We start from the raw sequence: 14,436 nt of genomic DNA on the forward strand, positions 1-14,436 counted from the left end.
TCCGCTTATCGCATATCCATGTCTGCACATTTGATTCGGGCGCACATTCACGGCTTGCCGGGGCAGCCGCTGCGGCATGGCACGTTGGCGGTGTCCGGCCGCGCGTCGGCGACGAAGCCGTCGCGGTTGGGCATCTTCACCTGTGGCAGCGTGCGCGCGTCCAGCACCGCGTCGGCGGGCACGATGCCGTTCTTGTGCAGCAGCCACGCGGTGACCGCATAGACGTCATCGGCGGCGAGGCTCTGCGGCGCGTTGTAGGGCATGGCGCGCTGGATAAAGTCGAACACCGTTGCCGCATAGGGCCAGAAGCTGCCGATGGTCTTGACCGGCTCCTTGCCCTGCGCGGCGTCCTTGAGCGTGCCCTGCCCGCCCACCAGCCTGTCGGCGGGCTTGCCTTCGCCATTGGCGCCGTGGCATGCGGCACAGTGCTGCGCATAGACCTGCGCGCCCTGCACGACCGTGCCGCGGCCAGGCGGCAGGCCCGCGCCGTCTGGCGTCACATCGATATTCCACGCGGCGAGATCGCGGCCGGTGGCGGCACGGCCCACGCCATAGGTCTGCGCGCCCACCGGCATCGTCGCTGTGGCAAGCGCAACTGCCACGGCCATGCAGAAGACGCTAGGCGCGCGCATTGGCAATACTCCCGTCAGCGGCCACGCGCCAGCGCTGGATCGCGTTGTAGTGGTAGGTAGAAGATACGCCGCGCGCCGCCACCAGTTGGTCAGGCGTCGGTTGCACGTTGCCCGCTTCGTCAATGGCGCGGCTTTCCAGCGAAGCCGCCCCCCCATCCCAGCGCCATGGCAGCCGGAAGCGCACCAGCGCGCGGTCCAGCACCGGCTCCTGCAACTGTGCTTCGCGCCAGCTGCGGCCGCCGTCGACCGATACCTCGACGCGCCGGATGCGTCCGTGGCCGGACCATGCGATGCCGGAGATCTCGTAGAAGCCACGCTCGCGCAGCTTGTGGTCAGGCGCGGGAAAGGTGATCACGGACTTCACGTCCATCAGGAACGTGAACTGCCGCGCGCTGCCGTCGGGCAGCGAATCGGTGTACTTGGAGGTTTCTTCGCGCGACATGAACGGGGCGCGGCCCAGCTTCAGCCGGCGCAGCCACTTGATGCTCATGTTGCCCTCGTAGCCCGGCAGGAACAGCCGCAGCGGATAACCGTGCTCGGGCCGCAGCCGTTCGCCGTTCTGCGCGTACACCAGCAGCGCGTCTTCCATCGCCTTGGCCAGCGGCACGCTGCGCGTCATGGCCGCGCTGTCGGCGCCTTCGGCGAGCACCCATGCGGCATCGGGCGATACGCCTACTTCGTCCAGCACCACCGACAACGGCACGCCGGTCCATTCGCAACACGACAGCAGGCCGTGGCTGATCTGCACGGATCTGGCGGCCGGCGCTTTCCACTCGCGCCCGGTATTGCCCGAGCACTCCAGGAAATGGATGCGCGACACCGACGGCAGGCGCACCAGGTCGTCCATGGTGAAGATGCGTGGCCGCGCCACGAGTCCATGGACGGCAAGCCGGTGCTGCGCGGGATCGATCTGCGGGATGCCGGCGTGGTGGCGCTCGAACACCAGCCCGGTCGGCGTGATGATGCCGTGCAGGTCCTGCAGCGGCGTCATCGATGAATTGGCGCCGGGCAGCGGTGCCGCGCTGCGGCTGCGGCGCACCACGTTCTTCTCGAACGGGGACGGTTCGCCATAGGGATGCCACAGCACCGGCTCGCCGGGCGTGCGCGTCCAGGGGGGCACGGTCAGCGGCTCCGCACGCGCTGCGGTGACGGCCCCCGCAGCGGCGGCTCCGAATACGGCGCCGCGCCGCAGGAAGCGCCGGCGGCCGCCGGCAAGTTGGTCGCTCATGATGAAGGCGTCGCAGGCGAAATGCGCCTGCCGGGGATCGAAAGCGCTGACTGTAGGACACGGGCCTGCCTCGGCAAACGAAGAAGATCGCATGCCGATATGCCGGCGCTGCACGGCCTTGCACCAGGGTGCGCCATATGCGCCGAGCCGATATCCAATGCCGGAATCATTCGTTCAGGTGCGCGCGCGGCGCCGCTTATCGTGGAGCCGTCCTCCACTTCGAGAAGGTCTGCACGATGAAGACCCCGCGCCCCCGTTACGCCGCCGGAATCCACGGTACCGATGCACTGCAAGCCCGATTGAGCCGCCGCGACCTGCTGCGCGGCGCCGCGTGGTCCGGCGTCGGCCTGGCCGCATCGCTGTCGCCGCTATCCGCGTTCAGCGCAAGTCCGTCCGCACGTCCCGACGTGATCCGCATCGGCGTGGCGCAGCCGGCCACCGGCACGCCGCCCAGCTTTGCCGGCAGCTCGCTCGCCATCGCCCATGCACGCGGCTGGCTGGAGGAATCGTTCAAGCCCACCGGCACGCGCGTCGAGTGGTTCTTCTTCAAGGGCGCAGGCCCCGCGGTCAACGAGGCGCTGGCCAACCGCCAGCTCGACTTCGCGCTGCAGGGCGACCTGCCGTCGCTGGTCGGCCGTGCCGCCGGGCTGAAGACGCGGCTGGTGCTTGCTACCGGCGTGCGCGCCAACATCTATGTCGGCGTGCCGCCCGACTCGCCGCTGAAGACGCTGGCCGACCTGCGCGGCAAGCGCGTGTCGCTGTTCAAGGGCACCAACATGCATCTGCCGGCGCTGCGCCTGCTGGAGGCCAACGGCCTCACCGACAAGGATCTGCGCCTGCTCAACCTCGATACCGCGGGCTACCTCGCGGCGCTGTCCACGAAGGACATCGACGCGGCCATCGGCGCCATGGACATCCTGCGCCTGCGCGACAAGGGCGCGGTGCGCATCCTCTATTCGAGCAAGAACCAGTCCCCGGTCTACACGCGCCAGAGCCACGTGCTGGTGACCGACGATTTCGCCAGCCGCTATCCCGAGGCCACCCAGCACCTGGTGAAGACCGCGGTCGAAGCCGCGCGCTGGGCCTCCGATGAAAGCCATCGCGAAGAGGTCCTGCGCACCTGGGCCCGCGCCGGCACGCCGTACGAGCACTGGAAGGAGGACTTCGACGGCGAGCCGTTGCGCGTGCGCCTGAACCCGAACTTCGACCCCTTCCTGGTGAGCCGCTACAAGGACGCCGTGGAGCAGGCCTATCGCTTCCGCCTGAGCCGCGCGCGCTTCGATGTCGACCAGTGGATCGACCAGCGCTTCCTCAAGGCAGCGCTCAACGACCTGAGCCTGCAGACCTACTGGCCCGTGTACCAGCCCAACGGCAAGATCCTGGGAGCCTGATGCCATGTCCGTCGCCGACCTGTCGCTACCCGCCGCCGCACAGCGCGATGCCTCGCGCGCGGCCCCGCCCCGCAAGACCCTGAACTGGCGCCACGCCACGCGCTGGCTGCTGGCCTGGCCAGTGCCGCTGGCACTGCTGCTGGTCTGGTACGTGGCATCGCGCAATGCCTGGATCCCGCCGCAAGTGCTGCCCGCGCCAGAAGAGGTGGCGCACACGCTGGCCGACCTGTGGACCAGTGGCGAACTGCAGGCCAACCTTGCCATCAGCGCGCTGCGCGTGGCGGGCGGCTTCGGCGTGGGCCTGCTCGGCGGCCTCGCGCTGGGCGCGGCGATGGGGCTGTCGCCGACGTTGCGCGACTACGTGTACCCGACCTTCAAGGCCTTCAGCCAGGTGCCGGTGCTGGGCTGGCTGCCGCTGCTGATGCTGCTGGTCGGCATCGACGAGGCGCTCAAGGTGATCCTGATCGCCAAAGCGGCGTTCGTGCCGGTGGCGTTGAACACGTACAAGGGCATCGGCAGCGTGCCGGTGCGCTACCTGGAAGTGGCGCGCGTGCTGCAGCTGTCGCGCTGGCAGACGCTCACGCGCGTGGTGCTGCCCGCGGCGGCGGCGCCGGTGTGGAACGGCGTGCGCTACGGCCTCACGCATGCGTGGCTGGCGCTGGTGGTGGTGGAGCTGCTGGCCTCGTCCGAGGGGCTGGGCTACATGATCGTCTACGGCCGCCAGCTGTTCCAGCTCGACATGGTGCTTGCCGCGGTGGTGGTCGTAGGCGTGATCGGCTTTGCGCTGGACAAGGTGCTGGCGCTGGCCGAAGGCGCGGTGCTGCGCTGGCGCAAGCCGGGATTCTGAGACGGAGGCCACGATGACTGTATCCGCCAGGCGTTCCCGTTTCGTCGTGCCGCGCGTGTTGCGCGGCTGGATCCTGCCGCTGGTGCTGGTGGTGCTGTGGTGGGCTGCGGTGCGCTTCCAATGGACTACCTCGCCACTGCTGGTGCCGGTCTCCGCCGTCTGGGACACCGCGGTGCGCCAGGTGCAGAGCGGCGCGCTCCTGGTCTCGCTGTCAGCCAGCCTGTGGCGCGACGTGGCGGGCTTTGCGATCGGCGCCAGCGCGGGGCTGGTGTTCGGCGCGGCGCTGGGCCTGTCTCGGCTGTTCGAGCGGCTGGTCGGCCCGAGCTTCCATACCGTCAAGCAGATCTCGCTGTTCGCATGGATCCCGCTGATCTCGGTGTGGTTCGGGCTGGGCGACACGGCCAAGGTGGTGTTCCTGTCGCTGGCGGCATTCTTCCCGGTGGTGCTCAACACCTTCGAAGGCATCCGCGCGGTGCCCGCCGACCTGCTCGAAGTGGCCCGCGTGCTGCGTTTCAGCCGCGTCCAGGTGCTGTGGCGCGTGGTGCTGCCGTCGGCTGCGCCGTCGATCTTCGCAGGCATCCACCTGGGGCTGATCTATGCATGGCTGGCGACGCTGGGCGCCGAGTACCTGCTGGTCTCGGGCAAGGGCATCGGCAACACCATGATCGATGGGCGCGAGAACTTCTGGATGGATCTGGTGATCTTCGGCGTGATCGTGGTCGGCCTGGTCGGCTTCACGCTTAACTGGATCGCCAGCCGCATCGAACGACGGCTGCTCGCGTGGCGCGGCAGCTCGGTGGCGGCGGGCTGAACCGACCGCTTCCTCAAAATTTCTGGAGAGAACGACATGGCGCATGCCGGCACGCTCAGCATCGCTCACCTGCACAAGCAGTACGAGGTCAAGGGCCGCACCCTGCCCGTCCTCGAAGACATCACGCTGACCATCGCCCCGGGCGAGTTTGTCAGCATCGTCGGCGCCAGCGGCTGCGGCAAGTCGACCTTGCTGCGGCTGGTGGTGGGGCTGGAAGAAGACTACCGTGGCGAAATCCTGCTCGATGGCAAGCGCGTGGCCGGCACCAGCCTGCAGCGCGGCATCGTGTTCCAGGAGCACCGGCTGTTCCCGTGGCTGACGGTCGAGCAGAACATCCGGCTGGCGCTGCTGAACACCCCGGGCAGCGCGGCCGAAAAGGATAGCAATGTTGCCGAGCATATCGCGCTGGTCGGGCTGCGCGGCTTCGAGCAGGCGTATCCGCACCAGCTCTCCGGCGGCATGTCGCAGCGCGTGGCCATCGCGCGTGCGCTGGTGACGCGCCCCGAGATCCTGCTGCTAGACGAACCGTTCGGCGCACTCGACGCGATGACGCGCGGCTACCTGCAGCAGGAGCTGCACCGCATCTGGCAGGCCGAGGGCATCACCATGATTCTGGTCACGCATGACGTCGAGGAAGCGGTGTATCTCGGCGACCGCGTGGTGGTGATGGAACCCCGGCCCGGCCGCATCCGCCGCATCTTGCCGGTCGACCTGCCGCATCCGCGCGAGCGCGCCGGCCAGCCGTTTTCGCGCGTGCGCGATGCCGTGCTGCAGGAATTTGCCGGGCAGGCCATCGCCGCGGAAGCCATTGCCGAACCCGCCTGACCTGATTCGAACGATCACCCCACCCTCATTCCGGAGCCAGCGATGACCCAAGCAACCCAGCAAGACCAGGCAGTCCAGCTCGACATCCACCAGGTGGCCAGCCGCATCGGCGCTGAAGTGCGCGGCGTCGCCCTGCACGGCGACCTGCCTGCCGAGACCTTCGCCGCCATCCGTGCCGCGCTGCTGCAGCACAAGGTGCTGTTCTTCCGCGACCAGGTCCATCTCGACGACACCGCGCAGCAGCGCTTTGCCGCGCTGTTCGGCGAGCTGGTGCCGCACCCGACCGTGCCCTCGCGCGATGGCACGCAACTGCTCGAACTCGATTCCGAGCATGGCGGCCGCGCGAATTCCTGGCATACCGACGTGACCTTCGACCTGGCCTATCCGGCGGTGTCGGTGCTGCGCGCGGTGACCGTGCCGGCGTTTGGCGGCGACACCGTGTGGGCCAACACCGCCGCGGCGTACCAGGATCTTCCCGAGCCGCTGCGCGAGCTGGCCGACAAGCTGTGGGCGCTGCACACCAACGACTACGACTACGCGGCCACGCGCGTGAACGCCAGCAGCGAGGGCCTGAAGCGCTACCGCGAATTGTTCACCTCCGCGCTCTATGAAACCGAGCACCCGGTGGTGCGCGTGCATCCCGAGTCCGGCGAACGCACGCTGGTGCTGGGGCACTTCGTCAAGAAGCTGCTTGGCTATTCATCAATCGATTCGGCACACCTGGTGTCGGTGCTGCAGGGGCATGTGCACCGGCTCGAGAACACCGTGCGCTGGCGCTGGCGCGCGGGCGACGTCGCCATCTGGGACAACCGCGCCACCCAGCACTACGCCATCAACGACTACGGCGACGCCAAGCGCGTGGTGCGCCGTGCCACCGTGGCCGGCGCGGTGCCGGTCAGCGTGGACGGGCGCCACAGCGTGGCGGTCAAGGCCGCCGTGCGCCGCGACGGCACGGCACCGGCCAACCAGGCGGTCGATCAAGCCGTCGCGGCCGCGTAGCGCGCCGCTTAGGTTGTGCACGCGGCCGGCACGCTCGTGCCGGACGCATATCCAAATGCAATAAGGTTCCTTGCCTCGCTGGGGTGCCGTCGATGACCATAGCGCCCGGACTGCCCGGGCGGTGCGGCGGCCGGCTGGTACCATCGCACAGCCGGTGGCGCGCCGCGCCGCACGGCATGTCCGGCACACAACCCAGAGAAGAACATGAGACTCGAAACCCTGGCCGTCCATGGCGGCTACTCGCCCGATCCGACTACCCGCGCCGTGGCGGTGCCCATCTACCAGACGGTGGCCTACGCCTTCGACAACGCGCAGCACGGCGCCGACCTGTTCGACCTGAAGGTCGCGGGCAATATCTACAGCCGCATCATGAACCCGACCAACGACGTGCTGGAGCAGCGCCTGGCCGCGCTCGAGGGCGGCGTGGGCGCGCTGGCGCTGGCGTCTGGCATGGCCGCGATCACCTACGCGATCCAGACTATCGCGGAAGCCGGCGACAACATCGTTTCGTCGAGCCAGCTCTATGGCGGCACCTACAACCTGCTGGCGCACACGCTGCCGCAGTCGGGGATCGAGACCCGCTTCGCCGATGGCCGCAACCCGTCGAGCTTCGGCGACCTGATCGACGAACGCACCAAGGCCGTGTTCGTCGAGTCGGTGGGCAACCCGCTGGGCAACGTGGTCGACATCGAGGCGATCGCGCGCGTGGCGCATAACCACGGCGTGCCGCTGATCGTCGACAACACCGTGCCCTCGCCGTACCTGTGCCGTCCGTTCGAGCATGGCGCCGACATCGTCGTGCATTCGCTGACCAAGTACCTGGGCGGCCACGGCAACAGCGTCGGCGGCGCCATCATCGACAGCGGCAAGTTCCCGTGGGCGCAGCACAAGGCGCGCTTCAGGCGCCTGAACGAGCCGGACGTGTCGTACCACGGCGTGGTCTATACCGAGGCGCTGGGCGCGGCGGCCTACATCGGCCGCGCGCGCGTGGTGCCGCTGCGCAATACCGGCGCGGCGCTGTCGCCGTTCAACGCGTTCCTGATCCTGCAAGGCATCGAGACGCTGGCGCTGCGGCTGGACCGCATCACCGAGAACGCGCTGGCGATCGCGCGCCACCTGCGGCAGCATCCGAAGGTGGAATGGGTCAACTTTGCCGGCCTGCCCGACCATGCGGACCACGCGCTGGTGCAGAAGTACCTGGGCGGCCGCGGCCCCGGCATCTTGTCGTTCGGGCTGAAGCAAGGCGGCCGCGAAGGCGGGGCGCGCTTCCTGGATGCGTTGCAGTTGTTCACGCGGCTGGTGAATATCGGCGACGCCAAGTCACTGGCGACGCATCCGGCTTCGACCACGCATCGCCAGCTCAATGCCGAAGAACTGAAGGCGGCTGGTGTCAGCGAGGACATGGTGCGGCTGTCGGTGGGCATCGAGCATATCGATGACCTGATCGAGGACCTGGATCGCGCGCTGGCGGCAGCGTAAGGTTTGCTGCCCTCTCCCGCGCGGGAGAGGGCAGCGTTCACACCCGGCGTTGGCCTTCTTCGGCCTCCGTCCCCGCCGCCAGCTTCTTCCCCCGCGCCTCCAGCAGGAAATACCCCACCGTCCCCACCCCCAGCGGTATCAGGTAATACAGCGCCCGGTACGCAATCAACGCCGCCAGCAGCAGCCCGTGCGGCACCTGCCCGCCCAGCATCGTCAGGAACACCGTCTCGACCACGCCGAGCGCGCCCGGCACGCGGATCACCACGCCGGCGAGCCCGGAAGCGAGATACACGCCCAGCACCGTGAAAAAGTCCACATGCGTATGCAGGAAGGCATGCAGGATCGCCGCCACCGCCGCCCAGTTGCCTGCCGACACCAGGATCTGCATCAGGGCGAAGCGCGGCGACGGCACGTAGATGTCATGGTCGCGCACGGTACGGTGCCGTCCCTGCCACGCCGCGCACGCCGCCAGATAACCTGCCGGCGCGGCCAGCATCAGCACGCCGATCAGGCGCGTGGCTGCCGGCAGGATCCCCCACTCGGATGGCAGGACCACCAGTTGCGCGGCCAGGATCGTTCCCGCCAGCAGCGCATAGCCCAGCCAGTTGCTGGTGACCGCCACGGCAAAAACGCTCCAGATCTGTGGCGGGCTCAGCCCGGCGCGCGAGTACAGCCGGTAGCGCACGCCGGCGCCGCCCAGTGTCGCGCCCAGGTTCAGGCTCATCGTGTAGCTGACATAGGCGATCGCCATCACCCGGCGTACCGGCAGCGGATGGCCAGCGTAGCGGCAGCCCAGCACATCGAACTGGGTGTACAGCAGCCCCGTCAGCACCACGAAGCCGGCAGCCGGCAACAGCGAGCGGCGGTCGAAGCCGCGCAGCGCGGCGAGCACCGCATCCCAGTCGATGGTTCCCAGCTTGCGCGCGATCAGCGTCAGCACTGCGGCGATGAACAGGATGCCCAGCGCGCGCCGCCACATCGGCCAGCGCGCGTGGTTCCGGATTGCCGAAAGCGCCTGCGCGACCATCACGTGCCCTCCCCTGGCCCAGGGGGCAAGTGATGCGCGCCGAAGCCATCCACGATGACGGCCACGCGCACGCCACGCCGCGCGGCAGCCAGCGGCGCGGCGTGCAATTTCTTTCCCGCCTCGTCGTCGAACAGGATAAAAGTTTCCATCGGCACGCTTTCCGGCGTGCGCGCAATCGCCTCGAATGCGCGCGGGAAGTACTGTTCTCCCTTCTCCAGCAGGCGGATGCTGTCAGGGGCATACGGCAACGGTGTCATGGCCCGCGATTGCGCCGCAAACACCATGCCAGCGCCGGGGTGTTGCCAGGGGACGCCTGAGCCGCTCAGCCAGGCCCGCGCCGTCGACGGACCACCAGGGCCGTCAGCAGTACCCCGGCCAGCATGCCCGCCGTGCCCACGCCGGCCAGGGTGAGCGGAGGCATCCCGGGATTGGGCGGCGGGCCCGCCTGCTGTGCCAGGGCGCGCCAGTCGGCGGCTGTGATCTGCGTCATCGTGATGGCGTTATCCAGCCCGTAAACGCAGACTTCGCCGCCGGGCAGCTTGCAGAAGCGCTCGCGCGGACAGGCCTTGAGGATCTCCTGCGGTACGCCTTCGCCGCAGCGAGCGCCGGCGCTGCGCAATACCTGCAGCGTGACGTCAGGATGCCGGGTCAGTTGTTCGGGCATGTCGGCCTCCGGGCAAGATGGGCTGGACGTCCTTCAGCGTAGTGCACAGAGCTGCCACGATGCGGTCTATATGCGCTTTGGGTATATCAGCATGATTAAGTACTCGTTCGCCAGATGACTTGGCTTCCATACAATGGGCTCTCCAACGAACGACCAACGAACAACAGGGGAGCGCTTTGATGCGATACGGGAAATTCGGCTTCGCGGTGGCCGCGGCAGTGCTGGCGCTGGGCGTGATGCAGGGCGCAAGCGCCGCCGATCCGGACAAGAAGGAAATCCGCTTCGGCGCCACCGCCGGCCCGTACGCCGACCAGATCCGCTATGGCGTGAAGCCGGTGCTGGAAAAGCGCGGCTACAAGGTCACGATCATCGAGTTCAGCGACTACGTGCAGCCCAACCTGGCGCTGGCCGACGGTGCCATCGACGCCAATGCCTTCCAGCACGTGGCTTACCTGAAGAAGTTCTCGGCCGACCGCAAGCTGCAGCTGACCGACATCATCCAGGTCCCGACCGCGCCGATCGGCATCTACAGCCACAAGCACAAGACCCTGGCCGAGGTAAAGCCGGGCAATACCGTATCGCTGCCGAACGACCCGACCAACCTGGCACGCGCCATCGCCATCCTGCAGCAGGTGGGCTGGGTCACGCTCAAGCCGGGCACCGACCCGATCCGCGCCAGCGAGCGCGACATCGACGCCAACCCGCACAAGCTCAAGCTGATCCAGCTGGAGGCCGCGCAACTGCCGCGCTCGCTCGACGACGTCGACTACGCCTTCGTCAACGGCAATTTCGCGCTGGCCGCGGGGCTGAAGCTGACCACCGCGCTGGCGCTGGAAAAAATCCCCGACTACTACATGAACCTGGTGGCGGTGAAGACGGCCGACCTCAACAAGCCGTTCGTCAAGGACATCAAGGAAGCCTACCAGTCGGCCGAGTTCAAGGCAGTGACGCAGCAGCGCTTCGCGGGCTTCGTGCCGCCGCCGTACCAGCGCTGATCCGGTCCGGAAACCCTGCAAAGGGCTCCCGCATGGGAGCCCCTTTTCGTTGGTCGTGCCTGGACCCGGCTCCCGTTGTGCGCAGCAAGACAATTGGCCCGCTAAGCCGCCGCAAATACCCTACACTCGACTACACATGCCGCGCGCGCCCACAAAGCACGCCCGGGATCACAACACGACACGCGCATCAAGAGACCTGCCATGTCCATGGTTGCGAGCTTCGAGATCGGCTATACGCGTTATCTCGCCCCGCCGGGCGAACCCTCTTCCCCCACTTCCCCGCCCCCGCCCCTTGCCAGCGACCCGGACGCGCTGCTGCCGCTGTACCAGGCCATGGTACTGACGCGCCAGTTCGACCTGAAGGCGATCGCGCTGCAGCGCACCGGCAAGATCGGCACCTTTGCCTCGGCCCTCGGGCAGGAGGCCATCGGCGTCGGCGTGGCCTGCGCGATGCGGCCCGAAGACGTGCTGGTGCCCTCTTACCGCGACCATGCGGCGCAGTTTGTGCGGGGCGTCACGATGACCGAGAGCCTGCTGTACTGGGGCGGAGACGAACGCGGCAGCGGTTTTGCGGCGGCGCCGCATGACTTTGCCAACTGCGTGCCGATCGGCACCCAGGTATGCCATGCCGCCGGCGCTGCCTATGCCTTCCAGCTGCGCAACGAGCCAAGGGTGGCAGTGTGCCTGCTCGGCGACGGCGGCACCTCGAAGGGCGATTTCTACGAAGGCATGAACATGGCCGGCGCGTGGCGCGCGCCGATGGTCATCGTGATCAACAACAACCAGTGGGCAATCTCGATGCCGCGCAGCGGGCAGACCGCGGCGCAGACGCTGGCGCAGAAGGCCATCGCGGCAGGCATACCGGGCGAGCAGATCGACGGCAACGACGTGGTCGCGGTGCGGCACCGCGTGGGCGAGGCCATCGAGCGCGCGCGCGCAGGCGGCGGGCCCGCGCTGATCGAGGCCATCACCTACCGGCTGGGCGACCACACCACCGCGGACGATGCCTCGCGCTACCGCGACGAGGCCAGCGTCAAGGCGCACTGGCAGGAAGAGCCGCTGCTGCGCCTGCGCACGCATCTGCTGTCGCTGAACGCCTGGGACGCGGCCCGCGAAGAGGCGCTGGTCAAGGCCTGCTCGCAGCAGGTGGCGCAGGCGGTGGAAGCCTACCTGGCGCTGCCGCCGCCGGATCCCGCGGCAATGTTCGACTGCCTGTACGCCACCATGCCGCAGGCGCTGCAGGCGCAACTGGAGACGGCGCGGCGCTATCCCGCGCAGCACGGCTAGCGCCCGACCAACCCTGACGGCGTTCAACGACCAAAGCGAGCTAACCATGGCGGAAATCAATCTGGTCGAAGCGGTCAACCTGGCACTGGGCCATGCGCTGGAGAGCGATCCCGACGTATTGCTGCTGGGCGAGGACATCGGCGTCAACGGCGGCGTATTCCGCGCCACCGCCGGCCTGCAGGCGCGCTTCGGCGCGGCGCGGGTCATGGATACGCCGCTGGCCGAGGGCGGCATCGTCGGCGCCGCGATCGGCATGGCGGCGATGGGGCTCAGGCCCGTGGCCGAAATCCAGTTCACCGGCTTTATCTATCCGGCCATCGACCACATCATCAACCACGCCGCGCGCATGCGCCACCGCACGCGCGGGCGGCTGAGCTGCCCGCTGGTGGTGCGCTCGCCGTGCGGCGCGGGCATCCACGCGCCCGAGCATCATTCGGAAAGCCCGGAAGCAATGTTTGCGCACATGCCAGGGCTGCGCGTGGTGGTGCCGTCGTCGCCGGCACGCGCGTACGGGCTGCTGCTGGCCGCGATCGCCGATCCCGATCCGGTGATCTTCCTCGAGCCCACGCGGTTGTACCGGCTGTTCCGCCAAGAAGTGGCCGACGACGGCGCGGTGCTGCCGCTCGATACCTGCTTCACGCTGCGCGAAGGGAGCGACATCACGCTGGTGACCTGGGGCGCGATGGTGCAGGAGACGCTGACCGCCGCCGACGAACTGGCCGCCGAGGGCGTGAGCGCAACTGTGATCGACGTCGCCACGCTCAAGCCGCTCGACATGCAGACTATCCTCGAAGCGGTGGCGCGCACCGGACGCTGCGTGATCGTGCACGAAGCGCCACGCACCGCTGGCTTTGGCGCCGAGATCGCGGCGGAGCTGGCCGATGCCGGGCTGTATTCGCTGGCAGCGCCGGTGCAGCGCGTGGCCGGCTTCGACACCGTGGTGCCGCTGGCGCGGCTGGAATACACCTACCTGCCCAGCGCCGCGCGCATCGCCGACGCGGCACGCAAGGCCATGGCCGCCTGACTGACGCCGAGCAGCACCGAGCCAAGGAAGCGCCGATGAGAGTCTTCAAGCTGCCCGACCTGGGCGAAGGCCTGCAAGAGGCCGAGATCGTGAACTGGCACGTCAAGGTGGGCGATGCGGTCGCCGCGGACCAGCCGCTGCTGTCGGTGGAGACCGCCAAGGCCATCGTCGAAATTCCCTCGCCTTACGCGGGCACGATTGGCAAGTTATACGCGCAGCCCGGCGATATCGTCCATCTGGGCGCGCCGCTGGTGGGCTTCGAGGGCGCGGGCGAGGATGCCGATGCCGGCACCGTGGTCGGCTCGGTCCAGGTCGGCGCGCGCGTGGCCAGCGAAGCCGCGCCGCAAGGTACGGCCGCGCCCGCCACCGGCATGGGCGCGCGCATAAAGGCCACGCCAGCGGTGCGCGCGCTCGCACGGCGCCTTGGCGTCGACCTGGCGATGACCACCGCGTCGGGGCCGGAGGGCACTGTTACCGCCGCAGACGTCGAACGCGTTGCCGCCGCGCTGGCCGAACTTGGCGCGCCCGAAGAACTGCGCGGCGTGCGCCGCGCGATGGCGCAAAACATGGCGCGCGCGCAGAACGAAGTAGCAGCGGCCACGGTGATGGACGATGCCGATATCCACGCCTGGCAGGCGGGCGCCGACGTCACCATCCGGCTGGTGCGCGCGCTGGTGGCCGGCTGCCGAGCCGAGCCGGGCCTGAACGCCTGGTACGAGGGCCAGACCGGCCGCCGCCATGTGCTGAAGAAGATCGACGTCGGCATTGCCGCCGACCTGCCCGAAGGGCTGTTCGTGCCGGTGCTGCGCGACGTGGGCACCCGCGACGCGGCCGACCTGCGCCATGGGCTCGACCGCATGCGCGCCGACATCCGCGCGCGCACCATCGCCCCCGAAGAGATGCGCGGCAACACCATCACGCTGTCCAATTTCGGCATGATCGCGGGGCGCTACGCGGCGCCGATCGTGGTGCCGCCAACGGTGGCGATCCTTGGCGCGGGACGGGTGCGGGACGAGGTGGTCGCGGCTGGCGGTGTGCCGGCGGTGCATCGGGTGATGCCGCTCAGCCTGACGTTTGACCACCGGGTGGTGACGGGGGGTGAGGCGGCGCGTTTTCTGGCGGCGGTGATTGCGGATCTGGAGAAGCCGGCTTAGCGGGACATCGGGGACAGCGCCTGCAAACCCTGCTGCCCGCTTTGTGAACGCTCCCCTCTCCCGCGAAGTGGGA

At 68.6% G+C, this 14,436-nt stretch carries 15 protein-coding genes; 10 read left to right on the forward strand and 5 right to left on the reverse strand.

What is annotated here, in order from left to right:
- Positions 1 to 47 precede the first annotated feature (47 nt).
- Together CTP10_RS28015 and soxC are read right to left on the reverse strand one after the other, a co-directional pair.
- Complete coding sequence (locus CTP10_RS28015; RefSeq protein ID WP_116319386.1) at positions 48 to 632, reverse strand: c-type cytochrome; 585 nt, start codon at positions 630 to 632, stop codon at positions 48 to 50.
- The gene (soxC, locus tag CTP10_RS28020; protein WP_116319385.1) at positions 619 to 1,860 is read right to left on the reverse strand and encodes a sulfite dehydrogenase; all 1,242 of its coding nucleotides are present in this window, start codon (positions 1,858 to 1,860) and stop codon (positions 619 to 621) included. Before soxC ends, CTP10_RS28015 begins: the two co-directional genes overlap by 14 nt.
- A gap of 236 nt (positions 1,861 to 2,096) precedes the next feature.
- Between soxC and CTP10_RS28025 the strand changes: the two genes are divergently transcribed.
- The 6 genes from CTP10_RS28025 to CTP10_RS28050 all read left to right on the forward strand — a co-directional run bounded on the left by CTP10_RS28025 (position 2,097) and on the right by CTP10_RS28050 (position 8,212).
- Positions 2,097 to 3,251 carry an ABC transporter substrate-binding protein gene (locus tag CTP10_RS28025; protein ID WP_233528114.1) on the forward strand — a complete coding sequence of 385 codons (1,155 nt, stop codon included), beginning with the start codon at positions 2,097 to 2,099 and terminating at the stop codon, positions 3,249 to 3,251.
- A gap of 4 nt (positions 3,252 to 3,255) precedes the next feature.
- The gene (locus tag CTP10_RS28030) at positions 3,256 to 4,098 is read left to right on the forward strand and encodes an ABC transporter permease (RefSeq protein ID WP_116319384.1); all 843 of its coding nucleotides are present in this window, start codon (positions 3,256 to 3,258) and stop codon (positions 4,096 to 4,098) included.
- Between the two features lie 13 nt (positions 4,099 to 4,111).
- Positions 4,112 to 4,909 (forward strand): ABC transporter permease, encoded by a 798-nt coding sequence (locus CTP10_RS28035; RefSeq protein WP_116319383.1) that lies wholly within the window; start codon positions 4,112 to 4,114, stop codon positions 4,907 to 4,909.
- Between the two features lie 36 nt (positions 4,910 to 4,945).
- On the forward strand, positions 4,946 to 5,734 hold the full coding sequence (locus tag CTP10_RS28040) for an ABC transporter ATP-binding protein (RefSeq protein ID WP_116319382.1): 789 nt from the start codon (positions 4,946 to 4,948) through the stop codon (positions 5,732 to 5,734).
- A 42-nt stretch (positions 5,735 to 5,776) separates the two neighbouring features.
- Positions 5,777 to 6,733, forward strand: coding sequence for a TauD/TfdA dioxygenase family protein (locus CTP10_RS28045; RefSeq protein WP_116319381.1), 957 nt, complete (start codon positions 5,777 to 5,779; stop codon positions 6,731 to 6,733).
- Positions 6,734 to 6,937: 204 nt separating this feature from the next.
- On the forward strand, positions 6,938 to 8,212 hold the full coding sequence (locus tag CTP10_RS28050; protein WP_116319380.1) for an O-acetylhomoserine aminocarboxypropyltransferase/cysteine synthase family protein: 1,275 nt from the start codon (positions 6,938 to 6,940) through the stop codon (positions 8,210 to 8,212).
- 37 nt (positions 8,213 to 8,249) lie between these two features.
- Here CTP10_RS28050 and CTP10_RS28055 read toward each other — a convergent pair whose 3' ends face one another.
- The 3 genes from CTP10_RS28055 to CTP10_RS28065 form a co-directional block, all read right to left on the reverse strand.
- Positions 8,250 to 9,239: a lysylphosphatidylglycerol synthase domain-containing protein gene (locus CTP10_RS28055; RefSeq protein WP_116319379.1), complete on the reverse strand. Its 990-nt coding sequence runs from the start codon at positions 9,237 to 9,239 to the stop codon at positions 8,250 to 8,252.
- The gene (locus CTP10_RS28060; protein ID WP_199414576.1) at positions 9,239 to 9,496 is read right to left on the reverse strand and encodes a hypothetical protein; all 258 of its coding nucleotides are present in this window, start codon (positions 9,494 to 9,496) and stop codon (positions 9,239 to 9,241) included. The genes CTP10_RS28055 and CTP10_RS28060 overlap by 1 nt, the downstream gene beginning before the upstream one ends.
- Positions 9,497 to 9,561: 65 nt before the next feature.
- Positions 9,562 to 9,903, reverse strand: a complete 342-nt coding sequence (locus tag CTP10_RS28065; protein ID WP_116319378.1) for a hypothetical protein — start codon at positions 9,901 to 9,903, stop codon at positions 9,562 to 9,564.
- Between the two features lie 179 nt (positions 9,904 to 10,082).
- Here CTP10_RS28065 and CTP10_RS28070 point away from each other — a divergent pair, with 179 nt between their 5' ends.
- The 4 genes from CTP10_RS28070 (at position 10,083) to CTP10_RS28085 (ending at position 14,363) form a co-directional block, all read left to right on the forward strand.
- A complete protein-coding gene (locus tag CTP10_RS28070; RefSeq protein ID WP_116319377.1) occupies positions 10,083 to 10,898 on the forward strand; it encodes a MetQ/NlpA family ABC transporter substrate-binding protein in 816 nt (271 codons plus the stop codon).
- A 201-nt stretch (positions 10,899 to 11,099) separates the two neighbouring features.
- Positions 11,100 to 12,185, forward strand: a complete 1,086-nt coding sequence (gene pdhA, locus CTP10_RS28075) for a pyruvate dehydrogenase (acetyl-transferring) E1 component subunit alpha (RefSeq protein ID WP_116319376.1) — start codon at positions 11,100 to 11,102, stop codon at positions 12,183 to 12,185.
- A 46-nt stretch (positions 12,186 to 12,231) separates the two neighbouring features.
- Complete coding sequence (locus CTP10_RS28080; protein ID WP_116319375.1) at positions 12,232 to 13,209, forward strand: alpha-ketoacid dehydrogenase subunit beta; 978 nt, start codon at positions 12,232 to 12,234, stop codon at positions 13,207 to 13,209.
- 35 nt (positions 13,210 to 13,244) lie between these two features.
- Positions 13,245 to 14,363 (forward strand): dihydrolipoamide acetyltransferase family protein, encoded by a 1,119-nt coding sequence (locus CTP10_RS28085; RefSeq protein WP_116319374.1) that lies wholly within the window; start codon positions 13,245 to 13,247, stop codon positions 14,361 to 14,363.
- Positions 14,364 to 14,436: the final 73 nt, after the last annotated feature.

It is taken from the genome of Cupriavidus sp. P-10 (genome assembly GCF_003402535.2).
Lineage (GTDB): Bacteria > Pseudomonadota > Gammaproteobacteria > Burkholderiales > Burkholderiaceae > Cupriavidus.